The 26,255-nt window shown below is 73.7% G+C and carries 26 protein-coding genes; 8 read left to right on the plus strand and 18 right to left on the minus strand.

From position 1 onward, the window contains the following. Positions 1 to 99 precede the first annotated feature (99 nt). Together J1G43_RS17625 and J1G43_RS17630 are read right to left on the minus strand one after the other, a co-directional pair. Entirely contained in the window at positions 100 to 762 is a 663-nt protein-coding gene (locus J1G43_RS17625; RefSeq protein WP_207341874.1) for a histidine phosphatase family protein, read from the minus strand. Positions 763 to 856: 94 nt separating this feature from the next. Beyond that, entirely contained in the window at positions 857 to 2,119 is a 1,263-nt protein-coding gene (locus J1G43_RS17630; protein ID WP_207378959.1) for an MFS transporter, read from the minus strand. A 56-nt stretch (positions 2,120 to 2,175) separates the two neighbouring features. Between J1G43_RS17630 and J1G43_RS17635 the strand changes: the two genes are divergently transcribed. Beyond that, complete coding sequence (locus J1G43_RS17635; protein WP_207378960.1) at positions 2,176 to 2,727, plus strand: CGNR zinc finger domain-containing protein; 552 nt, start codon at positions 2,176 to 2,178, stop codon at positions 2,725 to 2,727. Positions 2,728 to 2,819: 92 nt separating this feature from the next. Beyond that, positions 2,820 to 3,761: a prolyl aminopeptidase gene (pip, locus tag J1G43_RS17640; protein ID WP_207378961.1), complete on the plus strand. Its 942-nt coding sequence runs from the start codon at positions 2,820 to 2,822 to the stop codon at positions 3,759 to 3,761. A gap of 40 nt (positions 3,762 to 3,801) precedes the next feature. On the opposite strand, the gene J1G43_RS17645 is transcribed toward pip, so the two are convergent. Then, a complete protein-coding gene (locus J1G43_RS17645) occupies positions 3,802 to 5,985 on the minus strand; it encodes a hypothetical protein (protein WP_207378962.1) in 2,184 nt (727 codons plus the stop codon). A 282-nt stretch (positions 5,986 to 6,267) separates the two neighbouring features. On the opposite strand from J1G43_RS17645, the gene J1G43_RS17650 reads away from it, so the two are divergent. Further along, the gene (locus J1G43_RS17650; RefSeq protein WP_207378963.1) at positions 6,268 to 7,959 is read left to right on the plus strand and encodes a glycoside hydrolase family 9 protein; all 1,692 of its coding nucleotides are present in this window, start codon (positions 6,268 to 6,270) and stop codon (positions 7,957 to 7,959) included. 1,024 nt (positions 7,960 to 8,983) lie between these two features. Here the strand turns inward: J1G43_RS17650 and J1G43_RS17655 are convergent. The 4 genes from J1G43_RS17655 to J1G43_RS19465 form a co-directional block, all read right to left on the minus strand. After that, positions 8,984 to 9,712, minus strand: coding sequence for a hypothetical protein (locus tag J1G43_RS17655; protein WP_207378964.1), 729 nt, complete (start codon positions 9,710 to 9,712; stop codon positions 8,984 to 8,986). Continuing rightward, on the minus strand, positions 9,709 to 10,503 hold the full coding sequence (locus J1G43_RS17660; RefSeq protein ID WP_207341864.1) for an ABC transporter permease: 795 nt from the start codon (positions 10,501 to 10,503) through the stop codon (positions 9,709 to 9,711). Before J1G43_RS17660 ends, J1G43_RS17655 begins: the two co-directional genes overlap by 4 nt. Then, positions 10,500 to 11,207, minus strand: a complete 708-nt coding sequence (locus J1G43_RS17665; RefSeq protein ID WP_207378965.1) for an ABC transporter ATP-binding protein — start codon at positions 11,205 to 11,207, stop codon at positions 10,500 to 10,502. Before J1G43_RS17665 ends, J1G43_RS17660 begins: the two co-directional genes overlap by 4 nt. Before the next feature lie 63 nt (positions 11,208 to 11,270). Then, positions 11,271 to 12,401, minus strand: a complete 1,131-nt coding sequence (locus J1G43_RS19465; protein ID WP_207341862.1) for a sensor histidine kinase — start codon at positions 12,399 to 12,401, stop codon at positions 11,271 to 11,273. 67 nt (positions 12,402 to 12,468) lie between these two features. Between J1G43_RS19465 and J1G43_RS17675 the strand changes: the two genes are divergently transcribed. After that, positions 12,469 to 13,134, plus strand: a complete 666-nt coding sequence (locus tag J1G43_RS17675) for a response regulator transcription factor (protein WP_207341861.1) — start codon at positions 12,469 to 12,471, stop codon at positions 13,132 to 13,134. Between the two features lie 9 nt (positions 13,135 to 13,143). Here the strand turns inward: J1G43_RS17675 and J1G43_RS17680 are convergent, their stop codons facing one another. From J1G43_RS17680 to J1G43_RS17700, 5 genes are all read right to left on the minus strand, one after another. Continuing rightward, positions 13,144 to 14,967 (minus strand): ABC transporter ATP-binding protein, encoded by a 1,824-nt coding sequence (locus tag J1G43_RS17680; protein WP_207341860.1) that lies wholly within the window; start codon positions 14,965 to 14,967, stop codon positions 13,144 to 13,146. Further along, complete coding sequence (locus tag J1G43_RS17685; RefSeq protein ID WP_207378966.1) at positions 14,967 to 15,422, minus strand: lasso peptide biosynthesis B2 protein; 456 nt, start codon at positions 15,420 to 15,422, stop codon at positions 14,967 to 14,969. Before J1G43_RS17685 ends, J1G43_RS17680 begins: the two co-directional genes overlap by 1 nt. Continuing rightward, a complete protein-coding gene (locus tag J1G43_RS17690; RefSeq protein WP_207341858.1) occupies positions 15,419 to 15,631 on the minus strand; it encodes a PqqD family protein in 213 nt (70 codons plus the stop codon). Before J1G43_RS17690 ends, J1G43_RS17685 begins: the two co-directional genes overlap by 4 nt. A gap of 38 nt (positions 15,632 to 15,669) precedes the next feature. After that, on the minus strand, positions 15,670 to 17,532 hold the full coding sequence (locus J1G43_RS17695; RefSeq protein ID WP_207378967.1) for an asparagine synthase-related protein: 1,863 nt from the start codon (positions 17,530 to 17,532) through the stop codon (positions 15,670 to 15,672). Between the two features lie 152 nt (positions 17,533 to 17,684). Next, positions 17,685 to 17,810, minus strand: a complete 126-nt coding sequence (locus tag J1G43_RS17700) for a lasso RiPP family leader peptide-containing protein (protein ID WP_207341856.1) — start codon at positions 17,808 to 17,810, stop codon at positions 17,685 to 17,687. Between the two features lie 187 nt (positions 17,811 to 17,997). Here J1G43_RS17700 and J1G43_RS17705 point away from each other — a divergent pair, with 187 nt between their 5' ends. Next, positions 17,998 to 18,981 carry a cupin domain-containing protein gene (locus tag J1G43_RS17705; RefSeq protein WP_207341855.1) on the plus strand — a complete coding sequence of 328 codons (984 nt, stop codon included), beginning with the start codon at positions 17,998 to 18,000 and terminating at the stop codon, positions 18,979 to 18,981. Positions 18,982 to 19,001: 20 nt separating this feature from the next. On the opposite strand, the gene J1G43_RS17710 is transcribed toward J1G43_RS17705, so the two are convergent. Both J1G43_RS17710 and J1G43_RS19470 read right to left on the minus strand, forming a co-directional pair. Beyond that, a complete protein-coding gene (locus J1G43_RS17710) occupies positions 19,002 to 19,142 on the minus strand; it encodes a hypothetical protein (RefSeq protein WP_242635968.1) in 141 nt (46 codons plus the stop codon). A gap of 8 nt (positions 19,143 to 19,150) precedes the next feature. Then, positions 19,151 to 19,279 carry a hypothetical protein gene (locus J1G43_RS19470; RefSeq protein ID WP_256439598.1) on the minus strand — a complete coding sequence of 43 codons (129 nt, stop codon included), beginning with the start codon at positions 19,277 to 19,279 and terminating at the stop codon, positions 19,151 to 19,153. A 63-nt stretch (positions 19,280 to 19,342) separates the two neighbouring features. On the opposite strand from J1G43_RS19470, the gene J1G43_RS17715 reads away from it, so the two are divergent. Beyond that, positions 19,343 to 19,735, plus strand: coding sequence for a hypothetical protein (locus tag J1G43_RS17715; RefSeq protein ID WP_207341854.1), 393 nt, complete (start codon positions 19,343 to 19,345; stop codon positions 19,733 to 19,735). On the opposite strand, the gene J1G43_RS17720 is transcribed toward J1G43_RS17715, so the two are convergent. From J1G43_RS17720 to J1G43_RS17735, 4 genes are all read right to left on the minus strand, one after another. Beyond that, positions 19,642 to 20,130 (minus strand): hypothetical protein, encoded by a 489-nt coding sequence (locus J1G43_RS17720; protein ID WP_207341853.1) that lies wholly within the window; start codon positions 20,128 to 20,130, stop codon positions 19,642 to 19,644. The two genes, J1G43_RS17715 and J1G43_RS17720, sit on opposite strands and share 94 nt — an antisense overlap. Continuing rightward, entirely contained in the window at positions 20,127 to 20,426 is a 300-nt protein-coding gene (locus J1G43_RS17725; protein ID WP_207341852.1) for a transposase, read from the minus strand. The genes J1G43_RS17720 and J1G43_RS17725 overlap by 4 nt, the downstream gene beginning before the upstream one ends. Beyond that, positions 20,423 to 21,724 carry a hypothetical protein gene (locus tag J1G43_RS17730; RefSeq protein ID WP_207341851.1) on the minus strand — a complete coding sequence of 434 codons (1,302 nt, stop codon included), beginning with the start codon at positions 21,722 to 21,724 and terminating at the stop codon, positions 20,423 to 20,425. Before J1G43_RS17730 ends, J1G43_RS17725 begins: the two co-directional genes overlap by 4 nt. A 196-nt stretch (positions 21,725 to 21,920) precedes the next feature. Further along, positions 21,921 to 22,919: an NAD-dependent epimerase/dehydratase family protein gene (locus tag J1G43_RS17735; protein ID WP_207378968.1), complete on the minus strand. Its 999-nt coding sequence runs from the start codon at positions 22,917 to 22,919 to the stop codon at positions 21,921 to 21,923. Between the two features lie 242 nt (positions 22,920 to 23,161). On the opposite strand from J1G43_RS17735, the gene J1G43_RS17740 reads away from it, so the two are divergent. Together J1G43_RS17740 and J1G43_RS17745 are read left to right on the plus strand one after the other, a co-directional pair. After that, on the plus strand, positions 23,162 to 23,974 hold the full coding sequence (locus J1G43_RS17740; RefSeq protein WP_207378969.1) for a hypothetical protein: 813 nt from the start codon (positions 23,162 to 23,164) through the stop codon (positions 23,972 to 23,974). Next, complete coding sequence (locus tag J1G43_RS17745; protein ID WP_207378970.1) at positions 23,971 to 26,172, plus strand: hypothetical protein; 2,202 nt, start codon at positions 23,971 to 23,973, stop codon at positions 26,170 to 26,172. Before J1G43_RS17740 ends, J1G43_RS17745 begins: the two co-directional genes overlap by 4 nt. The last annotated feature ends 83 nt before the right edge of the window (positions 26,173 to 26,255 follow it).

The following is a 26,255-nucleotide window of genomic DNA, read 5'->3' on the forward strand; positions in this document are numbered from 1 at the left end:
GCCGATCCTCCCAGGAGTGCACCGTCCCGGCTCGGTGAAGGCTCGGCCCCCCGGCCGGCTCGACAGCGAGCAGTGGCCGGCAGGCAACGGCGTGCGCCGTCACGCGTCGAGCGGCGCACCCGTCGGATCGTCACCCGCGTCGTCGCGCAGCGTCGGGCCGCCCAGGGGGTCGGTCGACCACGCGACGAGCCGCCATCCGCCGGTCGGGTCGCCGTCGATCTCGATCGCGCCGGTGTTGTCCAGCGGCGTCCGCTCGACGTCGTCGACGTCGAGACCCGCGACACGGGCGGCCACCCAGCACCGGATGGCGGCTCCGTGCGAGACCACGACCGCGGTGCTCCCGCCCGCGGAGACGACCTGCGCGACGGCGTCGTCGAACCGTGCCAGGAACGTCGCCCCGTCGGGCCCGCCCGGCATGCGCCGGCTCGTGTCGCCGCGCGCCCAGGCGAACACCGTCGAGAGGTAGGCCTGGTGCGCCTCGTGGCCGCTGGACATCTCCAGGTCGCCGGCCTCCACCTCCCGCAGCCCGTCGTAGGTCGTCGGCGCGAGGCCCAGGCGATCCGCGAGCGGGGCCGCGGTGAGCGCCGTGCGCAGCAGGGTCGAGACCGCGATCGCGTCGATCCGGCGGCCCGCCAGCGCGGCCGGCACCGCAGCGGCCTGGCGCTCGCCCAGCGCGGTGAGCCGCGGGCCCGGGATGCCGGTGTCGACGAGTCCTCGCACGTTCGACGGGGTCTGGCCGTGCCGCAGCAGCAAGAGACGCATGCGGCATTGTCACCGCCGGATCGTCGGGTCTCGACGGCGGTTGCCCGCCGCACAGCGCGTCGTCGGAGGGTCCGTCACCCACGCCACTGACGTGTCAGCACCCTGCCTCCCCGGGGACGACCTCCTCGATCCGGCGCATCCGCCTGACCGGGGAGGTGACGACGGGCAGGCTCGCGAGGGCCATCGGGAGGGCGCCGATCACGGCGGCGAGCCACGGGCCGAGGCTCGTCACGAGAACGCCGCCGACGAGCGCCCCGAGGGACAGGCTTCCCCACGACGCGAGGCGGTAGGTGGCATTGACGCGACCGCGGAGCTCCGGCGCCACGGCGAGCTGGCGCAGGCTGACGGCCTGGGAGTTGGCGACCCCGATCCCGACGCCGGACACCACGAAGGCCACGGTGAGGCCGGCGAGCGCCGGCCAGCTCGGCTCCCGGGCGCCGACGACCCCCGCGAGGGGCGCGGTGTTCCCGACCAGCATCGCCACGACGAGGGAGCGCCCGTACCCGAACCGGAGGGTCAGTCGCTGGCTGAGGGCGCTGCCGATGGCCGCACCGACACCCACGGCCATGATCACGGTGCCGAGGACGACGGGCCCCCACCCGAACGTCTGCAGCACCAGGACCGTCAGGGCGAGCAGGACGATCTCGTTGCCGAAGTTCCACAGGCCCGCTTCGGCGACCAGCGCGCGCAGGATCCGGTGCTGCGACAGCGCGGCCAGGCCGACCTTCAGCTCGGCGAGCGCGGAATCTCGCGGAGCGCTCGGACGCCGGGGCTCGGGCACCCGGACGCGCGCGAGCAACGCGCCCGAGAGCAGGTACCCGAGCGCGTTCAGGGCGATCGCGATCGGAGCGGTCAGTGCCTGCACGAGCAGGCCGCCCGCCCCCGAGCCGGCGACGCCGATGACGGACTGGGTGGCGGTGATGCGGGCGTTCGCGTCGATCAGCGCGCGGTCCTCGACCACGAGCGGCAGGAAGGAGAAGTCCGCCAAGGTGTAGAGCACGGTGAGCGACCCGATCAGCGCGGCCGCGACGACGAGCATCGGCACCGTGAGCCGGCCGCTCACCGCCAGGGCGCACACCGCGACCAGGAGCAGGCCGCGGGCGAGGTCGGCGCCGATCATCAGGGGCCGTCGCCGCACGCGGTCGACGAGCACACCCAGGGCGAGCGTGAGGACGAGGTACGGCGTCAGCAGCGCGGCCCGGACGAACGAGAGCTCGGAGGCGGAGGCTCCCAGCGTCACCACGGCGAGGACCGGGACCGCCAGCTCGCCGATCTCCGCCCCGAGGCCCGAGAAGGCCCCGGCGCCCCAGACGCGCCGGAACGCCGGGACCCGCCACGCGCTGGTAACCACCGTCACACTGACAGAGGTTATGGACCAACCATCGTCGCCGCAATGGCAGTTATTCTTCCGGTGTGCCCGCGTCCTCTCCCGTCACGCCTGCTCCGGGTGAGCTCGAGATCGTGCGCGCGTTCGTCAACACCCTCGACATCGAGTCGGGAGCGGACCTGATGCGCGATCCGGACGCGTGGGCCTCGTGGGCGAGCGGGCACGGGCTCACCTCCCAGGCGACTGCCGCCGACCTCCGCTTCGGCCGAGGGCTCCGCGAGGCGCTGCGCGCGGCCCTGCTCGCCAACCACGACCGCGCGCCGCTGCCGACCGAGACGATCGAGGCCCTCGACGCCGCGGCGACCCGCTCCCGGCTGACGGTGCGCTTCACGTCCGACGGACCGACCCTCCGACCCGTCGGGACAGGCGCCGACGCCGTCTACGGACGGATCGTGTCGGCGGTCGCGGCATCCCTCGCCGACGGGACCTGGTCACGCCTCAAGGTCTGCGCCGCCGACGACTGCCGCTGGGGCTTCTACGACACGTCCCGCTCCCGCACCGGCCAGTGGTGCTCGATGAGCATCTGCGGCAACCGCGCGAAGCAGGCCCGCTGGCGGGACCGCACCGGTCGTACGTGACGAGCCCCTGCCGGCCGCGGTGCGAGCCGGTGCTCGTCGAAGCGACGGGGCACCGCGCCCGGGAACAGGTCCGGCGCCCGTACCGTGGCCGGGTGCACCCTCCCCTCGCCCCGTTCGACTCCGGGTGGATCAGCCGGCCGGGGGACGTCCGTCTCTTCTGGGAGACGTCGGGCAGTCCCGACGGCCGTCCGGCCCTCTACCTGCACGGCGGCCCCGGCAGCGGTCTCGGCGCCGGTGGCTACCGTCGCCGGTTCGACCCCGAGCGCTACCTCGTCGTCGGGCTCGACCAGCGCGGCTGCGGACGCAGCACCCCGTGGGCGATCGACGACCTGGACCACCTCGACGACAACGCCACCCCCACCCTCGTCGCCGACATCGAGGCGCTGCGCACCCACCTGGGCATCGACCGGTGGCTCGTCCACGGCGTGTCGTGGGGGTCGACGCTCGCGCTGGCCTACGCGCTGGCCCATCCCGACCGCGTCACCGCGCTCGTGCTCACGGCAGTGACGACCGGCAGCCGCGAGGAGATCGACTGGATCACGCAGGGCGTGGGAAGGGTCTTCCCCGAGGCGTGGGAGCGGTTCGCGGCGACGACGCCGGCGGGTGAGCGCGTCGTCGAGCACTACGCGGGCCTGCTGCGTAACCCCGACCCGGCCGTGCGGTCCGCGGCCGCGGACGCGTGGGACGCGTGGGAGTCGACCCACATCTCGCTCGACCCGGGCTGGGCACCCGGGCCCCTGCACGACGACCCCCGCGAGCGGGAGAACTTCGCCACCCTGGTCACGCACTACTGGGCCCACGACTGCTTCCTCCCCCGGAGCGCCAGCGTCCTCGCACGCGCCGCCGAGCTGGTGGGGATCCCGGGCGTGCTCGTCCACGGGCGTCGCGACATCAGCGGCCCGGCCGTCACACCGTGGAGGCTGCACCAGGCGTGGCCGGGCAGCGAGCTGCACGTCGTCGAGTCGGAGGGCCACGGGGGCGACGTGGAGATGGAGCTCACCTGCCGGGCGATCGACGACCTTGCGGATCGGTGAGCGCGGCACCTGTCCGGCCGCGAGGCCGCCCCCGCGCGGGCTACAACCCGCAGCGCGGCTCCCTGCAGTAGACCACCACGGCCTCCGCGAGCTGCCGCTCGACGAGGACCGCGGGACGGTCCTGCGCGTCGTTCGCCAGGAACGGCACGAACTCGCTGGACGACCTCGGTGGGGTCCACGTGGACAGCAGAGCGGACCGCACGTCCGAGCAGGCGTCGTCCGTGCAGGCGTGCAGCTGCACGCCCGGGTCCACGGTCGCGGCCAGCGGCCGCCCCGAGCCGTCGACGACGAGCTCCGCGCCCCGGGCGGCGCCGCCGGGCAGTCGCGACGACGTCGTCGTCGCGCAGGCGGCGTCGGCGCAGCCCAGCAGCTCGAGCCCACCGTCCGACAGGTCACGGTGCAGGACGACGGGACGGCCGTCGCCGCGCACCGCGAGCGCGAGCACGCGCGAGTACCGGTAGTCGTCCCCCTCCCCGTAGTAGAGGGAGTCGTGCTCGGTGTCCGGCTCCAGCACCTGCACGTCCGTGACGGCGGTGCCCCCCGGCTCGACCCGGGCGAGGTGGACCACCGCTCCCTGGGAACGCAGCACCCACACGGTGCCGTCGGGCGCGATCTCGACGTCGACGACGTCGTCCCCGGAGGTCGGCCCGAGCGGGACGGTGACGGGTTCAGGGCACCGGGCGGTCGCGCACAGGGTCAGCGCCAGCTCCTGGTCGCGGGGGCCGCCGACCGGGTGGACGGCCGCGTAGGCGCCGTCGCGTGCCGCCACCGCGTGGAGCGCCGGGTTGTGGCTGGCCGACTCCTCCGCGATCCTCACCTGGGTCGTCCGCCGGTCCGGGTCCGTGCAGTCGGTCGGCGCACAGGTGACGAGGTCGTACCGCGCGGTCGCCCCGTCGTCGGGGAGCACCCCGGCGAGGATGACGACGCCGGGACCGTCGGGGTCCGCGGCGACCGCGGCGTACTGGAACCTGCCGCTCTCGGCCATGCCGCGACCGTGCTCGCAGCCCTCCTCCGGCGAGCAGAGGAACGTGTCCATGCCGCGGTCGACGTGTTCGAGGACGAGGACCCCGTCCGCGGTGCCGACGGTCATCGGGGCAGCCATGAAGTCGCGCAGCGCGAGGACCTGCGGGCGCAGGGCGGGGGTGACCTGGGGCAGGGTCGGGGCGACGGCGAGCAACGGCACCAGCGCCCAGGCCGCGGCCGCGCTCGCCCAGCCGGCTGCCGCGGACCACCCCGGCCCGGCTGCGCGCCCCCGCTCCCCACGTGCGAGCGTGCCCGTCACGCGTGCCACGCCGCGCCAGGCGAGCGGCGGCACCCCCTGCCGCTCGGCGACCGACGTCGCGCTGATGTGGGCCCACGTCAGGCCCGCGGCTGCCACCGTCAGCGCGATGGAGCCGACCACGGCCTGCAGCACGTCCCGCGCCGCCGTCCACACCAGGCCGTCGGCGTCGGCCGTGAGCCACCTCACCGCCACGACCAGGGCTGCCGCCACCGCGATGACCGCCAGGACCAGGACACGTCCGCGACGGAGCTGCGCGCGGGCGGCATCGCAGCGGCGCAGCTCGCGGACCCGGTGCGCGGCGGTGCGCAGGCCGACCCCGTGCAGCAGGGCGGCCACGGCCACGCGGGCGCCGCCGGCGACGAGCAGCACAGCCGCCAGCAGCGCGGGGACCACGACGAACGGTGCGAGCGGGATCGGCAGCAGCACGGCCAGAGCCACGGGGACGAGCGTCGCCAGGGAGAGCCCGACCAGGCCCACCAGCAGCACGGCCCACCGGCGGGCGAGCTCACGCACGACCTCCCGCACGCGGAGGGCGCGGTCGAACGCGACGGCCGGGGCCGCCAGGACGACGCCGCCCAGTGCCGCGACGGTGAGCACGCCCGCGACGACACCCAGCAGCAACGACGTCAGCTCCGCCGCGCCCGACTCGGCCGCGTGCACCAGGACGCCGTCGTTCAGCAGCGTCGGCGTCGTCCAGGCGCGGACGACGACGCCGACCGCGCCGACCAGCGCCGCGGCGACGAAGGCCAGCGCCACCGGCAGCAGGAGCGCGGGACGCCGACGGACCTCCCCGACGCTCCCGTCGGCCGCCGAGCCGAACAGCAGGCTCGGCGTGACGGGCGACGAACCGTCGGTGTCGGCACGGTCCACCCCGGCACCGGTCGTGGTGGCGCCGGTGCCACCCGCGGTGGCGCGAGGTCCGTCGGGAGGCGTGCTGTGCATGGGGTCCTTCCGAGGTCCGTGCCGCGGCCGGGAGGCGCGGCACGCGGCCCGTCCCGCTGAGGTCGCGCCAGAGCCTAGGGGCCACCCCACCGCGGCGCGCGCCACGCTGAGCGGGCTTCCGCCGCACGGGTGACGGTGGCGCCTCGCGTCGTCACGCCACCCGCGCCCCCCAGTCGATGCGGTGCAAGGTGCAGCACTCGGCCGGCCCTGGGGACGTCAGCACCTTCCACGGTGCCTGGTCCGTGCGCCACGCTTCCCCTGTCGCACGGATCGGGGGCACGCGTGTCGGAGCACGTCGACGACCTCAGGATCACCTGGTCCGTGCAGGACGTCCTCGCGCGGCGGCCCGCCGTCCGCGTCAACCAGCTCGGCTACCTGCCGGGCCGGCCCATGCAGGCGACCCTCGTCACGGACGAGGCGGAGCCCGTCGGGTTCACGGTCGTGCGCGACGACGACGTCGTGGTGCGCGAGGGCGTGTCCCAGCCGTGGCCCGTGCGCCCGGACCCGACGTCCGGGCTCACGGTGCACGTGCTCGACCTCCGCGGCCTCCCGGAGGGCACGTTCCACCTGCGAGCAGGCGTCGAGCACAGCCACCGCTTCCGGGTGGGCGCCCGGCTGCACGCGTCCCTGCACGACGACGCCCTGCGCTTCTTCACCCTCCTGCGGTCCGGCGCCGACATCGACGTCCCCGGGTACCAGCGGCCCGCGGGCCACCCGGACACCGCGGTGCCGGCGTGGACCGGTCCCGACGCCCGGCGGCTGTACCCGGGCTGGCACGACGACGGCGTCTACGACGTGTCGGGCGGCTGGTACGACGCCGGGGACTACGGCAAGTACGTCACCAGCGGGGCGATCGCCGTGTGGCAGCTGCTGGGAGCGCTCGACGTCCGGCCGGGCGACGCCCGGATCGTCGCCGAGTGCCGCTGGCAGCTCGACTGGCTGCTGCGCATGCAGGTGCCGGCCGGACGCCCGCTGGCCGGCCTGGCGTTCCACCGCGTCCACGGCACGACGTGGTCGCCGCTGCCCGGCCTGCCGCACCTCGACCCGACCGAACGCGTGCTGCACCGCCCCTCGACCACGGCCGCACTGCACCTGGCGGCCGCTGCGGCAGCCGGTGCGCGGCACCTCCGCTCGAGCGACCCCGCGTACGCGCACCGGCTCGAGCACGCCGCACGGTCGGCGTACGCCGCGGCCCGACGCCATCCCGACCTGCTCGCCCCGGACGACCACGCGTGCCACGGCGGCGGGCCCTACGACGACGCCGACGTGGCGGACGACGTCTACTGGGCGGCCACCGAGCTGTGGCTGGCCACCGGCGACCCCGGCTACGAGGCCGCGATCCTGCGCTCCCCCGTGCACGCGGCCGACCCGTTCGACACCGCCGGCTTCGACTACGACGCCGTCGGCGCGCCCGCCCGCCTCGACCTGGCGCTGCACGGCCACGGGCTGGCCGACCACGACCGGGTGGTCGACAGCCTGCGGGCCGGTGCCGACCGCCTCCTCGACCTGCAGTCGCGGCAGCCGTGGGGCCAGCCCTACGCACCGGCCGCGGGCTGGGCGTGGGGGTCGAACGGGCGGATCCTCAACAACCTCGTCGTGCTCGGCGTCGCCCACCTGGTCACCGGGGACACGGCCTACCTCGACGCCGTCGCGACCGGCACGGACTACCTGCTCGGCCGCAACGCGCTGGGCCAGAGCTACGTCACCGGCCACGGCACCGACCACAGCCATCACCAGCGCACCCGCCAGTTCGGCCACGACCTCGACCCGACGCTGCCGCCACCCCCGCCCGGAGCCCTCGCGGGCGGCGCGAACAGCGTGCCCGCACCGGACTTCCCGTACGACGAGCGCCTGCGGGGCCTGCCGCCGCAGCTCTGCTACCTCGACGAGCCGACCTCCGAGGTCACCAACGACGTCTGCATCCGCTGGAACGCGCCGCTGGTGTGGGTCACCGCGCTCCTCACCGACCGCTGACGTGGGTGGGTGAGGCGAACGTGCGCCCCAGGTCGTCGCCCTGCCTCACGGCGCCGAGGGCATCCCGGCAGGCCAGGCCCCTGACCTGCGCGGACCTCCCTGATGACCCGGTCGTCCTCGGGTCGGCCGCACTCGTCGCCGCAGGGCCGAGCGTGTCCGCGCGCGACCCGCCGGTGCCGGTGCGACCGGGCGCTTCCGACCGCGCCGAAACATGTCCCTCATGTCCGAGGTGCGTGCTTTGCTGTGCCAGTCAGTTCGCACGATGAGAGGCGCGGCAGTCGCTGACGACCCGCGACCGGAGCACAGCAGCAGGGGGGGCGTTTTGCCATGGAGGACGACCAGATAACGATCCAGGCACCGTGCGTGGCGGGACAGCCCGCACGGCAGCTCACGGTGAGGTCCGGGCAGTCGGCATCGGTCGGGGTCTGCCGGTGCAGCAGGTGCGACCTGCATCTGAGGATCGAGGACGACGGCACTCCCGCTTTCACGGCGGAGATCACCGCGGGCCGCGGCTACTGGTCGGTGAGCAACCTCTCCGACCAGCAGCCGATCCGGATCGTCAACATGGACGACCTGTACCAGTACTTCGTCGTCGAACCGGGCCGCCGACGCGTCCCCGTCCCCTTCGAGCTGTCACAGATCGGGCCGACCAACGCCCCCTCCGGCTCCATGGTCACGATCTTCGGGCCCGAGCCACGCCGGGTCCTCGCGCACCAGCCGGTCTGCCGGGAGGCGCCCGCGCGCGTGCTGCTCGACCCGGGATCGACCTATCACCGGGTGCTGCGAGAGCTGTGCCGCCCCCGCCTCGCAGGGTCGCTCAGCGCCCCCCCTGCCGACGTCGTCGCAGATCGCGACCGCCTTGAGCTCCGGACGGCGACAGCTCACCGCACGCGCCGTGGACGCACACATCCGGTACGTGAGCGCGAAGCTCGACCTCCCGAGAGGTGCAGGTCGCGACGCACTCGTCGCGATCGCCATCCGGCTCGGTGCGGTGCACTAGCCACGGCCCCGCAGCCCCGCGTCATCAGGTATCACGTCGCGCGAACGTCACGTACGCCGCCGCGACGCACGCGGCGACCCATGCCGTCAGGACCCCGAGACCCGCCCCACGCGTCAACGCGTCGGGGCCCTCGGGCGTCCCGACGGCGCTCAGCGCCGCGTCCTGCGGGAGAAGCGCGATCACCTGCGGCAGCGCACCGCGCAGGGTCGGTGCGACGAGCAGGGCGGCGACGACGAGCACGACCAGCGGCACCACCGCGCCACGAGCCAGCACCGCGAACCCGAACGCGAGCACCGACACCAGCGTGTACGCGCTCACCAGCGCGAGCACCGCCGTCACGGCATCACGTGGCCCGAGCGTGCCCGCGCCCAGGGCACCCGCGTGCTGGACGAGGTATGCCGGCGTCACGACCACGAGCGAGGCGGCTGCGCTCAGGCCCGCCGCCACGGCCAGGTGGGCGCGGAACGACCGGGCGCGGTCCGGCGTCGCGAGCAGGCTCGAGCGCAGCTGCCCACCGGTGTACTCGCTCCCCGCCGCGATCGCACCGAGCGCTGCGAAGACGTACACCGGCGCGAGCATGAGACTGCCGACCTGGCCGAGCGGGATCCCGCCGTCGGCCCCGGCCAGGCGCAGCGTGTCGTCGCGCGCGAGCACCGCCAGCAGCACGTTGGCGACGAGCGCGGCGCCCACCACCGCCCACGCCGACGGGAGGGTGCGGACCTTGGTGAGCTCCGCGGCGAGCACGGCGCTCACGGCGCCTCCCGGCGGGTGAACGCCGCACCCGCGGCGATCCCGAGCACGACGACCCACGTCGCCAGCACCGCGACCGCGAGCGTCGGCCCCGACGTCAGGTCGGGCGTGGACACGGGGTCCAGCAGCAGGTTGCGACCCGCACTGACCGGCAGCCAGCGGTCCAGGGTCGGCGCGAGGGCCTGGGACATCGCCACGGCGGTCAGGACCACCGCCACCATCACCGCGATCACCACGCTGCGCGTGACGAGCGTGACCGCGTACGTCACCAGGCACAGCGCCACCGCGAAGACGACGAACCGGGCCTGCGCGGACAACGCGGCCTGGCTCACGACGAGCCCGGGCTGCCACTGCCGCACCGCGAGCCAGGTGAACAGCGTCGACACCGCGGCGACCAGCAACGCAGGCAGGAGGAGGAAGATGCCGGCGGCGCCGAGCTTCGCGGCGACCAGGTGCCCGCGCGCGGGCACCGCGAGCATGCTCGTGCGCAGCTGACGCCCGCGGAACTCCTGCCCGGCGATCACCGCCGCCACCACCGGCAGGAAGATGCACATCTCGAGCGACGACGCGACGAGACTCTCCAGCATCGCCTGCTCCGCGTCCTGCGGCTGCCCGACGAAGATCTCGATGATCCCGTCGGGCGTGATGGCGGCGACCGCGTCGGAGTACAGGGACAACGACGTCGCACCCACGAGCACCTGGAGCGCCAGCACGCCACCGAGCGTGAGCCACACGCTGCGCAGCGTGATGATCTTCGTCAGCTCGGAACGCACGACCGCCACGAGCGCGCTCACCGGGCCGCGCCCGCGGCCAGTGCGGCGAAGAACGCGTCCTCGAGCGAGGGGTGCCCCGCGACCACCTCGCCGAGCGTCCCGTGCACGAGGACCCGACCGCGGTCGATGATCACCAGGTCGTCGACCGTGTCCGCCATCTCCGCCATCTGGTGGCTCGAGACCAGCACGGTGCGCCCCTGCGTGGCGAACTCGCGCATCAGGGTGCGGATCCACCGGATCCCCGCGGGGTCCAGGCCGTTCGTCGGCTCGTCGAGGACGACGACCTGCGGGTCGCCGAGCAGCGCCGCGGCGATCCCCAGACGCTGCGCCATCCCCAACGAGAACGTGCGCACCCGCTGCGACCGGGCTCGCTCGAGATCCACGAGTCCGAGCACCTCGTCGACCCGCGACCGCGGGATCCGGTTCGACTGGGCGATCCACCGGAGGTGGTCGACCGCGCGACGCTCCGGGACCGCACCCGCGCCGTCCAGCATGGCCCCCACCGTCCGCAGGGGGTCCCGCAGCTCGGCGTACCGCCGGCCGCCGATCGTCGCCGTGCCGCCCGTCGCAGAGCTCAGGCCGAGCAGGATGCGCAGCGTCGTCGACTTGCCGGCGCCGTTCGGACCGAGGAACCCCGTCACGCGGCCGGGCACCGCGGTGAACGTGACGTCGTCGACGGCCATGGACTGCCGGTACCGCTTGGACAGGTGCTCGATCGTGATCACGTGGACCTCACAGACGTGCGGGAAGGACGTCTCGATCCTGTCCGCACCGCACCGGCGCCCGGGTCACCCGGAAGTAGACACCTGGTGAGTCGTGGGCAGGCGGGCAAGGACCTCGAACCCACCCGCCGGGTGGTCCGCCCAGTCCACGGTGCCCCCCACCAGGGCGGCGCGCTCACGCATCCCCGTCAGGCCGAATCCCGGTTCTGTGCCCCCGGCGCCCGGACCCCGGTCCCGGACACGCACGCTCACGTGCGACCCGTCCGACCCGACCACCACCGTGCACGGGGCGCCGGGCGCATGTCGCACCGTGTTGGCCAGCGCCTCCTGGACGATGCGGAAGACCACGAGGCTCGTCGCCTCGTCGACCCGCTCGTCGACCTCGATCAGCGCCTCGACGTGGACACCTGCACCACGCGTCCGCGCTACCAGCTCCTGCAGACGGGACGCGAGCCCGCCCTGGTCGGGCGCGTCCGACGACGACGTCCGCAAGGCGCCGACCAGGCCCTGGACCTCCTCCAGCGTGCCGCGGGCCCGGACCTCGATGTCGGCCAGCGCCTCACGCAGCTCGTCCTCGTCCGCGTCGGGCAACGAGCGGGCCACCCCGGCCTCCGCACCCAGCAGGCCGAGCGCGTGACCCACCACGTCGTGGACCTCACGCGCGACCTCCAGCCGCGCCGCGACCCGCGCAGCCTCGGCCGCGGCCTCGATCCGGCGGCCGACCGCCGTGCCGAGCAACCACGCCACGCCCGGCGCGGCCACCGACAGGACCATCCACTGCGCCACCTGCCGGCTGTCGTCCGGGACACCCGACACGGCCACGACGACGAGCAGCACGGCGACGAGCCCGATCACCAGCCGGCGTGCGCTCGCGGCACGACGCACCGCCAACGGGTACAGGCACCACGCGACCGCGAGCATGAAGTCCTCCGTGACCCCGAGCGCCATCGCGCCCAGGGTCGCGAGCCCGACACCCGCCACGACGAGGGTGGGGAGCCGCTCCCTGACCAGCATGGCCACCCCGACGAACGCCGCGAGCGCCAGCCCCACCGCGCGATGCCACGGGTCGTCCGCGCCCATCGCGGGCGGCAGCCAGAACACACCCAGGACGACCACCGCGGCGACCGCGTTCACCGACCACCGGACCAGCGCCGACGACTCGTGCGGCGACGGCGCCGCGAGCGCAGAGCCAGGCATGCGACGGATGCTAGACCACCTCGATCCGGCACCGTCGGCCGGCCGTGGCCCGGGATACTTGCGTGCTATGACCGAACCGTCCATCCGCGTCGTCGTCGCCGACGACGACCCGTCGTTCCGGGGCGTCTACCGCAAGCTCTTCGAACGGACCCCGGGCTTCCGTCTCGAGGGCGAGGCGGGGGACGGCGACGAGGCCGTCCGCCTCGTGCGGGCCTACCAGCCCCACGTGGCGCTCCTGGACGTCCAGATGCCGCGTCGCACGGGCCTCGACGCGGCGCGCGAGATCCTCCAGGACGTGCCCGACGTGCGCGTGGTCATGCTCACGACCTTCGACCTCGACGACTACGTGCACGAGGCGCTGAGCCTGGGGGTCTCCGGGTTCCTGCTCAAGAACGCCTCGCCGCAGGAGGTCCTGGCCGGCGTGCGCACCGCGCACGCCGGCCACGCCCACCTCGCCCCGGAGGTCACGGCCCGGCTCCTGCGCCAGCTCGCCCCGCCCCGCCCCGCCCGTCCGCACACGTTCGTCGGGCGGCTGCTCACCCCGCGCGAGCTCGAGGTCGTCCGGCTGGTGGCCCGTGGGTGCAGCAACCAGGAGATCGCGGACCAGCTCGTGCTCAGCACCGAGACCGTGCGCACCTACCTCCGGCGCATGTTCGTCAAGCTCGGCGTCAAGGACCGCACCCACCTCGCGGTCCTCGCCCACGAGGCAGGGCTGCTGCACGAGACCCGCTGACACGCGGGGTCACGCGAGCAGCTGGTTGCCCGCCAGCTCGCGGTACAGCGGGCACGAGTCCATCAGCTCGCGGTGCGTACCTTGCGCGACCACACGCCCCTGGTCCAGCACGATGATCGCGTCCGCGGCGACCACCGTCGACAGGCGGTGCGCGATCACCACGATGCTCCGTCCGCCGACCGAGGCGACGAGGTCCCGGACGATCCGCTCGTTGTTGCTGTCCAGGTTCGACGTGACCTCGTCGAGCAGCAGCACCGGTGAGTCCGCCAGCAGCGCACGGGCGATGGCGAGCCGCTGGCGCTCACCGCCGCTCAACAGCTCACCCCCCTCACCGACCTGGCACGCGAGGAACGCGGCCGCGTCGCCGGCCCGCGGGAGGTTGACCTGGCGCAGCGCGTCGATGCACTGGTCCGTGCTCGCTCCCGGGGCGCCGAGGACGAGGTTGTCCCGGACGGTCCCCGACAGGACCGGCGCGTCCTGCTCCACGTAGGCGATCTGACGGCGCAGCTCCACGCGCGACAGCCGGCGCACGTCCTCGTCGCGGAAGCGGACCGAACCCTGCGTCGGCTCGTAGAACCGCTCCAGGAGGGCGAACAGCGTGGACTTCCCCGCGCCGGACGGGCCGACGACCGCGGTGGTCTCCCCCGCGCGCAGCTGGATCGACACCCCGCGCAGCACCCAGTCGTCCCCGGGTGCCTCGTCGTCCGGACCCTGCGGGTACCGGAACGACACGTCCACCAGCTCGAACGCCGCGGGCGCCGACGCATCCGGCAGCGGCATCCCCGGAGGCACGTCCACGTCGCGCTCGCCCTCGATCGCCTGCACCTCGAGCACCCGGTGCAGCGAACCGAACGCCTCGCCGAGCTGCGCGAAGATGCCCGCGCACAGGGTGATCGGCGCCGCCATCAGCATCAGGTACATGATGAACGCGCTGAGGTCGCCCACCGTGAGCGTCCCGGCGGCCACGCGCATGGCACCGACCGCGATGATCGCCAGCAGCAGCGCCTGGATCGTCACGGCCGCGAACGTCTGGATCGCGGCGCGCAGGGTCGCCGCGGCGTAGCCCGCCTTCAGCACCGCGTCGGCCTCTCCCACCGCGACGTCGACCTCACGGTCCGTCGAGACCGTCGCGCGGATCGTCCGCATGGACCCGAGCCCGCGCGTCACCGCCCCTGCGAGTGTGCCCATCGCCGTCTGCAGGCGCAGCCCGGCCGGTGCGGTCCGGCGGCCGATCACGACGATCACCACGAGCGCGACGACGATGGTGACGACCGCGAGGGCCAGCAGCGCCCAGTCGATCAGCGCCATCATGACGACCGACACCAGGACCGCCACGACGCTCGTCGCGAGCTCGACGATCCCGGAGCTCATCACCATGCGCAGCTGGCTGGTGTCCGTGGTCACCCGGGACACCAGGTCGGCCCGCTCGCGCCGTTCCAGGACACCGATCGGCAGCGTGAACAGGTGCCGGATCACGCGCTCACGCGTGTGGAACGCGAACAGCTCCCCGGACCGCTCCATGACCAGCTGCTGGGCGTTCGTGAAGACCGCGCTCAGGATCAGGAGCGTGACGAGCAGGCCGATCGTCACGGGACGGATGCCGCCGTCGAACCCGTCGACCGCGGACGCGACCACGCGCGGCTGGAGGGCCGCGAACACCGTGCTCGCGCTACCCAGCACGAACGCGAGGGTCATTCGGCCGCGGTACGGGCGAAGGAGGCGCAGGACGTCGCCCATGCCCGGGGGGCCCTCCGCGGCACGACGCTCGGCCGGCGGAGCCGGCTGCGACTCCGTGGGGGTCTGCGGCTCGTCGATGACGCGTGCTGCGGTCATCATGCTCTCCAGGAGGGGGATCGGCGGCTGCGCTCGGCGTCAGCCGTGGGGGACACGGTCAGGACGGTGTGGAAGTGCGCGACCGCGGGCGGTTCGCCGACCGGCGCCCCGTCCGCCTCGACCCACGCGTGCGCGACGAACGGGTCGGGACGGAACCCCGTGCGCCAGGTCGGGGCGCTGCCGTGCAGGCGGGCCAGCAGCACCACGGCGATCGAGCGCTGCAGACACCCCTGACCTGCGCAGCGGCGGCTCACGCTGTTGACGTCCGTGCGCCACCGTGCGGTGTCGGCCGCGTTCGCCGGTCGTGCGCCCGCGGTCACCGCCACCAGGGCGCGGCGGATCACCGCGGGAGGGAGCGCCGCGAGCACGAACGCCGGGCCCGTCGCGAGCCGCGCCACGAGCGACCGACGCCATCCGATCCGCTCACGGAGCTCGGCGAGCACCGGGGCGCTCATGCCGGCCCGTCCGTGACGAGCTTCGCCTTGCGGAACTCGGCGAGGAGCTGCAGGTGATCGGCACGCACACGTGCCTCGTCGGTGCCGGTCTGCCCGGCCACCGCGCGCACGTAGTCGTCGACGGCGACCCCCTTGGCCAGCTCGTCGACGAACGTCATCGCCGCCTCGTTGAGGTGCCAGTACACGCCCTTGTGCGTGTCCAGCAGCACCCGACCTTCCTCGACCTCGACGATCTGGAGTCCATCCTTCAGCCGGACGATGTCAGCTCACCCTCTCGTGTACGTGCACGCGCGCCAGACGGTGGCGGGTCCGCGAGCGACCGGAGCCATCGCTCGGTGAATGCGATCTGATCGAGGTCGCGGTACTCCGCGCCGTCGACGGAGTACCCGTCGACCGCACGCATGATCCGGCCCGGGTCGATCAGCCCGAGGTCCTCCAGGGCGGACCCGGAGGAGAACAGCTCACGGAGCATCGGCGCGGCGGCGCGGTGGTGCGAGAAGACCTCCGCCGAGTAGTCGCCCTTGTCCGCCCGCGTGAAGTAGTCCAGCGACATCCCTGCCGGGCGTGCTGCCGCCAGCAAGGGCTTGACCGGGTACTGACGGGCGCGGTCGTCGATGCTCAGCGCGAGGCACGCGTCGACGATCCTGCGGTCGAGGTACGGGCTGTCGAAGAGGAGGCCCGCGCCGGGTGTCCGCGCCTGGTTGATCCGGCGCACGTCCGCGCCGTGGACCGACAGGTACTGCACGATCTGGTGTGTCGTGCGGTCGGGCGAGTACGGTTCCCGCCCTTCGGCCATCTCCTGCGCGGCGAGCCCCCGGAGGTGGTCCCGGGCGACGCCCGTGAGCGCGGGGTGCACCCGCGGCATCGCGACCCATCGCGAGAAGTCCGCGAGCTCCGACTCCGGTCTGTCGAAGTCGGCACGCGCGACCCGGGCGAGGTCGTCCGCGTACGTCCCCCGTTGCGCCAGCGTCCGGAGGGTCCCGACCACCGGGTACCGGTTCGCGAGCCGCTGCCGCCAGACCTGCCGGACGCGCCCCTTGGCCCCCGAGCGCAGCAACGACCACAGGATCGTCGTGACCGGGCCGAAGAGGGCGTCCCCCGCGTGCCCGTTCAGGTGCAACGACGATCCGGTACCCGCCAGGGCGTCCTCCAGCATCGGGACGGCCGCCGCGGAGACGGACGCGATGCTCGGCCCCTCGGGAGTGTTGACGAGCGTGCCCGTCGTCGCGTCGACGAGGCGCGGCAGCACCGAGTCGTAGGGCAGGACCAGGTGGTTCGTCCCGAGCTCCGACGCCGCGCGCTCCGCCCAGACGTGGTCACCGTTGGCGACGTTCTGCGAGCTGAGGAACAGGGTGTGGTGGGGAGGTCGGCCGCTGTCCGCGAGGAAGAAGCTCAGGGTCGTCGAGTCGAGCCCGCCGGACAGGTCAGCGCTCAGGTCGCGTCGGTGGTCGGTCCGCGTCGCGAGCGCGGCACGCATGGCGTCCCGGGCCACGTCCGTGAGCTCCTCGAGGGACCGGTCCGGTGCCGGCGGGCTCCACCAGCGCACCGCGCGCGGCGCGTCCGACCCGAGCGAGTGCCACCACTCGCCCGGGCGCAACGAGTGCACGCCCGCCCAGATGCTGCGCAGCCCGACGGGGAGCGAGATCTCGGCGTCGGTGAGCCGGCTCGCGAGGACCGCCGGGTCCGGTCGCAGCTCCGCGAGCCGCTGGAGCGTCAGCTGCTCGTCACTGATCACGGGGACGCCGGCGACCATGGTCCAGCACAGCGACCTGGTCAGGAACAGCGGTGCCTGCGACCGCATACGACCGTGCGAGCGGGCGAACAGGACGACGTCGCCCTCGGTGAGGCGTCCGGCGTCGAGCCGGTCGACGGACGTCGCGCCCTCGAGCCACGAACGCAGCGACCGCTCGTCCGTCCCGTGGGCGTCGTCACCGGTCACCACGACGTCGAGGTCGCGCACGCGCGCACTGACCACACGCCGGCCGCCGGTGTCCCCGACGAGCCAGGCGTTCCCCGACGGATGACGGAAGAGCACCTTGCCGACCTGTGCCGCGAGAGCGGCTGCCAGGTCGGGCGGAACGGGGCGGTCAGGCAGAACGACGATGGACATCCTGCCTCCGAAATTGCGAGAAGAATTCCTGATGAAGTCGACGCACGCGCGACGATGCACTCCTGTGCGCGCGGGCGATGTGAACCCGAAGTGCCAGCGCGAATCGCACGAGGACGATTCGCGCTGGCACCTGCAATCGGTCTAGCAGGTCATCAGACGTAGATGACGAAGACCGCGGGACGCCGGAAGATGTCGTTGTGCGGCGCCTTGCCGAGGCTCTTGGTCACGGACTTGAACGACCCGATCCGCGTGAGCTGCGGGGTTGCGTAGGTGCTCATTGCTCACTCCTCTCGTTGGTTGAGATGTAGATGCGAACACCTGCTGTTCGCCGATCCCGACTTTATGGCGCCCCACCGGGCCGCGGAATGTCGGTCGGCCGGGAGTGGGTGGGGTTGCGCACGCATCTTCTCTGGTGCTATTCACGGCAGAGAGGCGAGCAGCTCCGGTCCCCGCCACGATGAGCACATGCGACTCCTCGACCTGCCCGAGCACGAGATCGCTTCGTTCGACAGCGTGGGCGTCGCCATGCGGTTCATGCCGAGGACCGGTGGCACGTCGGTGCACCTGGCGAGGATCGCGGCCGGGGGGACCCTCGGACGCCACCCCGCGGTGCGGCGTCAGCTGTTCGCGGTCGTCCACGGGCGCGGCGAGGTGCAGGTCGGTGAGGAGCCCCGTCAGCCCGTCGGCCCCGGCACGGTCGTGCTGTGGGAACCGGGCGAGGTCCACCAGACGTGGGCGGTCACCGACCTCACCGTCGTCGTCGTGGAGACCGCCGAGGAGGTCGACCTCGATGCGCGGGTCGCGGGCCGCGACGCCGTGCGGACGGGCTCCGCGATGCCGGTCGAGGTCGCCGGGGTGCACCTTCCCGCCGGGCGGGCGGCGGACGCGGCGTGGACCGTCTGCGCGGAGTACGCGGACCCCGCGCTCCACCACCACTGCGTGCGGTCGTACGTCTTCGGTGCCGCCTGGGCGCAGGCTCGCGGCCTCGCGTTCGACCGCGAGCTGCTCTTCGTCGCGGCGATGCTGCACGACCTGGCCCTCACGCCGCCGTTCGACAGTCACACGGTCGCCTTCGAGGAGGCGGGCGGGCACCTGGCGCGCGTCCTCACCGCCGGGCTCGGCTGGCCGGCCGAGCGACGTGACCGGGCGGCGGAGGTGATCGTCCTCCACATGCGGGGCGACGTCTCGCACGACGTCGACGTGGAGAGCCGGCTGCTGCAGGTGGGGACCAGCGCGGACGTCTCCGGGACCGGCCTGGAGGCGTTCGACACCACCTTCAGGGACAACCTCGTCGCCGCGTACCCGCGGCTGGGCTTCGCCCGTTCGTTCGTGGGCCTGCTGCAGGACCAGGCGCGACGCAAGCCGGGCTGTGCCGCCGCGGCGCTGACAGCGACCGGGTGGGCGGACCGGGCCCTCGCGCACCCGCTCGACCAGGACGCGTCCGGCTAGCACCCTCGGCCGGTGGGTACCTAGCGACGCGCGAAGGCCAGGTGGACGACGCCGGACGGCGACGGGGTCGCCTCGATGCCGAAGCGCCCGTCGAGACCCTCCAGACCGTCCCACAGCCGCTCGCTTCGGCCCAGCAGGACCGGCACCACGACGAGGTGCATCCGGTCGATCAGGTCCGCCTCGCCATCGGCAGGCTCTGCCCGGTCCGGTTGAACACCCAGGTCATGACGACGTTGAACGTGACGCAGAAGGCGATGAACCCCCGGCCGGGCGGACGGTGGAAGGTCGGCGGTTGCATCCGAGGACGCAGACGCCTGCACCGCCGTCTCGCAGGCCGTCTCGATCGGGCTCTGGCGCTACGGTGTGCCGCACCCGGTCCGCCGACGGCGAGGAGCGCACGCGCCCCCTCGGGCCGCTCGGCCTCTGCGTGGTCCTGCTGCTCGACGACGCCACCAACGGGGTGAACGGCACGTTCGACGGCCTCGGCACGGCGCTCCTGTGGGCGGCGCTCGTCGGCGTGGCGGCCGTCCTCCTCGTCAACGTCGTGCTGTACCGCGCGGGGCGGTCGCAGCCCGTGCTGCGCCGCGTGCACGGCTGGGCGGTCGTCGTGCTACCGGTGGTGATCGTCGCCTGGCGCGGGATCGCGCAGGCGGGCGCACCTCAGGCGTACCACCGCACCCCGAACGAGGCGAGGAGCGCGACGAGCGCGATCCCCGCGCACCACCTGGATGCCACCAGGCGCCGGCGCGCGTAGACGAACGCCTCGTCCCGGGCCGCTCGGCGCGCGACGACCCCCGGTGGGATCTCCTGGATCCGGGGCTGCGCGGCGAGGCTCGCGAGGACGATGGACGCGGCGGCGGCCGTGAACGCGATGCCCGCGGCGAGCGCGAACAGGTTGCGGGCGGCCGGTGAGAGGGACCCCACCGCCGTGTCGGCGTTGAGGAGTGTTCCGGCTCCCAGGAGGCCGGCCACGGTGCCCACCGTCTTCTGCCACTCCGCGGCGACCGCGCGCAGACGCGGCAGCCGTTCCGAGACCGCCGCGTCTGCCCACGCGTCGACCTCGCTGTCACCCGGTTCGGTCGGTACACCGACGACGCGCAGCCCGTCGGCCGGCCCGCGCCCGTCATCTCGAGGCGGCGTGGTGCTCATCGGGCCTCGAGCCGGATGGCGCCGGCGGCCCCGCAGCCTGCGGGACGGGCATCAGCCGCTCGGCCTGCGTGGTGCCGGCCGCAGTTGCAGGCGACCGACACCCGCTCCGGTGCGGAGCCCTTGACGAGGCCGACACCGGCCGCCGCCGTGATGTCCCGGTCGATCTGGTGCCCGCAGCCCGGGCACGGCCCCACGAGCAGGACCCGCTGCCCCTGCAGCCGGAGCTCCAGGGCCGACGCTCCCGCGACCCACTCGTCCACACCGATCGGCCCCCACTTCCGCCCGGCGTCGCTCATGACAGCTCGCCGAGTCCGCGGCGCAGCTCGATCGCGAAGCGGTCCAGCGTCGACGTGCGGTGCTCGAGGCCCCGCTCGAGCGCGATCTCCCGATTCCTTGCGATGTCGAGCATCGCCTCGCACCAGACCTGGAACTTCATGGCCATGTCAGCGGGCGTTCCGCGTGCGGGTGGATCGGATGCCACGGGGCGAGGACGCGACGCGCGCAGGTTCGCGAGCTCGGAAGCAGGCTGCCCGAGCCGCAGCCCGGTCAGCCCCAGCCGCAGCTCCGGGTAGGGGTGCGTCCATCCGAGGTGATCCTCCGTGTGCGCGGCTTCCGCCCACCACAGACCGGAGTGCAGCGCCCACGGCGCCATCGCACCGATCACCTGGCTCGGTGACGGGTACCCCGGTCCGAGCGGCGGACGCGTCTGGATCTCGCACGCGACCGCGTCGGCGTGGTTCTCGCTGTTCGACGTGGCGACCTCGTCGACCTCGTCGATCGGCGCGGCCCACTGGTCCGCCCTGGTGACCCGTGCCGCGCGCTGGAACGCCGGGTTGTCGTCGAGCCACGTGTCGTCAGGTCCGGGCCGCCGCCGCGCCCAGTGCCCGAGCTCGTGCGCGATCACCTGGCAGTACGCCGAGAGCATGGCGTGTCGGCGGAAGAGGTCGGCGCGGCCGGTGTGGATCGAAACCTGGATCGGCTCGGCGCGAAGGTCGCGGCGTTCCCGGCAGCGCTCGAGGAGGTCGCTCATCGCGCCGTACTGGTAGCCGAGCGGGAGGTCACCGTCCACCCACCGGTCGGGCAGCCCCGTGAGCGTACGGATGCTGGAGGCGGCCGTCTGCACGACGATCCTCAGCGCGGCCAGAAGCCCGGTGTTCACGAGCACGACGACACCGTCCCCGGCAGCGAACGACCGCGCGGCGGGGACAGGATCCGGCCACAGCCCGCAGACGAAGCGCGGGATGTCGGCGGGTGTCCGGGCGGCCGACTCCGCGACGGCGGCGCTGCAGATCTCGAGCTGACGCACGACCTGGCGTGCCCCACCCGCGAACGCGAGCGGCTCGGCGAAGCTCGATGACCACCGCTCGCCGTTCGGATCCAGAGCGAGGTCGCGCTGGACCGCCGCCTGGACCGCGTCCTCCGCCGCCACGTCCGCCGCGAGGGCGTCGACGCCGCCCTCGACGAGGTCGAGCGCGTCGAGGTACGCGACGCGCAGGTCGCCGTAGCCGGTCCGAGGGATCGGGCCGTCGCCGCCGTGATCCTCGATCGGCCCGTCCGGGTGGACGGACGCACGGATGAGATCGAACGTCAGCACGGCACCTCCCACGTCGCGGTGCACCGGTCGTACCCACTATCGACCGTGCGCCCGAGCTGGGAAAGGGCGAACTGTGACGATCTGGGCGTCGTCGGCGTCCGTCCCCGTGGTCGTCGACGGGCGCCGTCGACGGGCGTCGTCGACGGGGCGCTGGTCCCCGGCCACGCCGTGGACCGTCAGCCCAGCGGCTGAGCCGTCACAGGGGGCGCGGGCGGTAGGCCTCCAGCAGGCGCTCCGTGAGGTCCTCGAACTGCGGGTCGACCACCCGGCGCGCGGGGTCGGCGTCGTGCCACGCGACGATCTCGCGGGCGCCCTGCGCGAACGGGATGCGGGGCGAGAACTGCGGGACCAGCCGCCGGATCTTCGTGTTGTCGAAGAGCATCGTGTGCGCCTTGTCGCCGAGGATCCCGGCGCCCAGCTCGGGGTCGGCGGCGGCGATCGCGTCGGACGCGACGTGCACCAGCCGCGGCTCGTCGACGCCGGCCGCGGCGGCCATCGCGCGGAAGATCTGGTCCCACGACGGGGCCTCGTCGCCGGTGATGTGGAACGCCTGGCCGATCGCCTCCTCGCGACCCAGCAGCCCGACCAGCCCGACCGCGACGTCCGCGCTGTGCGTGATCGTCCACCGCGACGTCCCGTCCCCGGGCACGACGACCTCCAGGCCGCGGCGCATCCGGTCGACGACCGTCCAGCCGCCGTCCATCGGCACGAGCGTGGCGTCGTAGGTGTGCGACGGGCGCACGATCGTCATCGGGAGGCCCGTGTCGCGGTACGCGCGGACCAGGAGGTCCTCGCACGCGATCTTGTCGCGGGAGTACTCCCAGAACGGGTTGCGCAGCGGCGTCGACTCGACGACCGGCAGGTGCGTGGGCGGCGTCTGGTACGCCGACGCGGAGCTGATGAACACGTACTGGCCGGTGCGGCCGGTGAACAGGTCGAGGTCCGCCTGGACGTGCTCCGGGGTGAACGCGGTGAACTCGACGACGGCGTCGAACTCCTGGTCGCCCAGCGCGGCGCGGACCGACTCCGGGTCGCGGACGTCGGCGTGGACCACCCGGGCCCCTTCGGGCACGGGCCGCTTGGTCGACCGCCCGCGGTTCAGCAGGGTGACATCGACACCCTCCGCGACCGCCCGCCGGGCCGCCTCCGTGCTGATGATGCCGGTCCCACCGATGAACAACGCGCGCAGTGCCATGCCACGCAGGATACGGAACGCACCTCGCGCGCCGATCGGTGGGTTGCTGCGTGCCGACAGGGAGACCGGTCGCGGGGAGGTGTCCGACGCCTGCGGGGAGCCGTCACGCTGAGGGCTCCGACGCGATCTCCAGCAGGACAGGTGGCAGCGGTTTGAACGGTTTTCGCCCTGTTCGCCCCGACATGCGGCGCGTACGCTCGCACCACGAGCGGTCTCCGGGCATGGGGCGGGGGGCGAGGACGATGCCGGACTGCTTCTACACCGACACCGCGGGCAACCACCGCATCGTGACGGTCAGCAGCTGCCAGGAGTGCTACCGCATGGGCGGCAGCTGCATGGACGACGGCGGCGGACCGCCGCCGATCGGACCGGGAACGGTGACGTTCTGCTTCATCCGGAACGTGCTGACCCGGAGCCTCGCCAACCTGCTCACCGACGTCGGGTCCTCGGCTGCCATCTCCCGCTCGGCGCTCGCGTTGATCGACACCGACGACGAGGTGATCCCCCCCGCGCGCGGCCCTGTGCGCCGCGCCGGAGGCGGCCTCCGGGACGACGACGCGTTGGTCCCGCTCACCGGCGACCTGCGATCGCAGGTCGCCGCCCGGGTGACCGAAAGCATCCTGCGGCTCGCCACCACCTACCGCGACACCGTCGCCTTCCGGGACGACGTGCTGATGCCGACCACCCGTGGGCGCCGGCTGCGCGACCACTACGACGTCAACCTCCCGCACCTCTACGCCGCAGCGGCCCGGGACCTCGGTCTCGTGCGCCGCACGGCGGCCACCTGGCTGTCGATCCACCCCTTCGTGGCCGCCGTCGTCGCGGCCGCCCGGGGGCTCGATGAGGACGGCGACGTGGAGCTGACACCGGAGCAGGTGGCTGCCTGCAAGCAGGTCTTCCGCGACTTCCACGACGCCTCGTCGGACGAGGAGTTCCGTCACCTGCTCGACGACCTCGAGCGGGAGTTCGAGGGATACGCAGGGCTCTCGCCCCGGGCGGCCCTGGAGCGCCTGCGCGACGCGGCCCCGCCCGACGAGGCCGAGATCCTGTCGTGATCGTCGACCTGCAGGTCACCGCGGACCACCTGGCGGCGAACGTGCGCAACCAGCTCCGCACCCGCCCGGTGTGTCTCACGCAGGAGCAGAAGCTCGGCCAGGACACGGTCCTGCTCGACCACGTCGAGATCACCGATCGCACCACCCTGCGTGCCACGCCCCGGACGGTCACGGTCGTCGGTCAGGGCAACGTCCCGGTCGACCTGGCCGGTTCCGCCGTCGAGGTCACCCAGGAGGTCGTGCTCCACCTCGTCACCGTCAACGGGCTGCTCGCGGCCGGCACGTCCCCCGCGGCGCAGATGACCAGCCTCCCGGTCGACGTCCGTTTCACCCTGGCCCTGACGGTCGTCGGCGGCACACCCAGGCTGCAGGTCACGTACGTCCCTCCCATCGACGTCGGAGGTCTGGCGCAGCTGATCCCCGGTGTGGGCCAGCAGGTCGACGCCGCCCTGACGACGCTGTCGGGGACGGTGCCCCTCGACGTCCGCGGACTGGACCGGCTGCTCCTGCGCTCCCTGCCGCCCGTCAACGCCGGGCTGGCACTCGACGCGGGCGAGCGACTCGTGACCGTGCGGCTGGAGGCCCTCACCTCGCCGAGGACGGTCACCCTGTGGCAGGAGCTCTACGCCGGCGCCGCACCGGACCGCCTGGACGGCCACGGCTGGGCCGCCTTCATCGACGAGACGCTCCTGGCACTCACGACGCTCGAGCTCGCGAACGCCGCCAAGCCGACGGTCGGCACCTTCGGCGCCCCGGTCGCCTCCTGGTCGCCCAGCGGGCGCGGCATCCGCGTGTCGCGCAGCGGCACGGTGAAGGACGTCGGCCCCTTCGACGAGGACGCCGACGTCACCGTCACCATGACGCTCGAGTTCTCCGTCGTCTCCCCCGACGTCCTCCGGCTGCGCCTCGACCTCGACGTCGCCACCGACCTCGGCGGCCTGAGCGGGCTCATGGGCGACATCCTCGGGCTCGAGCCCGACCTGGACGCTGTGCTGCCGACGGTGAACGGCTGGACCAAGGTGGGTGCGACCACGTACGAGCGCACCATCTACCCGGGCCTCAGCAGCCCGCTGCTGGGCCACCTCGTCGTCGACGACCTGGTGCCGGACCGTCACGGGCTGCACCTGACGGGCCACGTCGCCCCACTCCGCCCGCTGACGCCGGCCGGGCTGACCGTCGAGCCGGCGCGATTCACGTGGCAGCTCACCGGCTCGTGCTCCCGCGGCATCGGGATCCGCAACGTCGGCACCGTGACGCTCACCGGCACCGGCAGCGCACCCCTGCACCTGTGCGAGGCCCGCGTGCTGTTCGACCCGGCCAAGCAGTTCCCGCTGACGGTCGTACGCGACGAGGACGGCACGGCGACCGCCGTACGCATCGAGGTCGGCGAGCTGACGGAGGAGTACCTGTCCGCCCCCGCCTACCCCTGCGTGGTCCTGATCAAGACGAACGGCGGCGCCCGGGCGGTCCCGCTCGGCATCCCGGCGCAGGCGAGCGAGGAGGAGCTCCGGGCCCTGACGCGCGCGCGCTGGGCCGCCGTGGGCAGCTGCTACCAGCTGGTCGACATGCTCACTGACCCCGTCTTCTGGATCCCCGACCCCCCCGACCGGACGTCGCTGCACAGGTGGGACGTCGTCATGGCCGGCCTGAGCTACGGCGAGGAGGTCGTCATGATCGACAGCGACGGGCAGCGCGTCGCGACCGGTGTCGCCGGGGCGACCGGGACGGTCCACCTGTCGGCCGTCGTGACGCCGGGACCCGAGGGCCGCGACGTCGTGCTGAGCCGGTCCCGCGCCGAGGCCCCGGCGACCGGTGCGCAGCCGCTCGTCGTCGACGTCCGCCAGACCCTGCTGGAGGGCGTCGCGAGCGTCCCCGCGGACGAGGGCCTCCTCGCGCTCCGCCCCGGCCGCCACCTCGGTGCGCCCGTCATGATCCTGGTCGGGCCCACCGAGTCGACCCTTCTCGGGTTGCACGATCCCGCTCGGCCCGAGCCCCTCGCGACTCTTCCGACCGGCCCCCGACTGGTCGCCTTCGCCGACGGCACCCACCCGACAGCGGCGCTCCGCTCCAACCTCGACCTGCCGGACGGTCTGGCCGCCAGCTGGAACCGGCGCCGCGGTGAGGTCACCCTGTTCGCGCCGACGGCCACGGCCACCGGGCCCGACCGCGTCACGGTGCTCGTGGACCCACGCGGCTGAGGAGAACACCCTCCGCGAGGCGGGGACCCCCGCCCGGACAGAGGCGGCGGGGCGAACCGGCGCCGAAGGTGCCGCTCCCGCTC

This window comes from Cellulomonas sp. zg-ZUI22, from assembly GCF_017353535.1.
GTDB classification, from domain to species: domain Bacteria; phylum Actinomycetota; class Actinomycetes; order Actinomycetales; family Cellulomonadaceae; genus Cellulomonas; species Cellulomonas wangleii.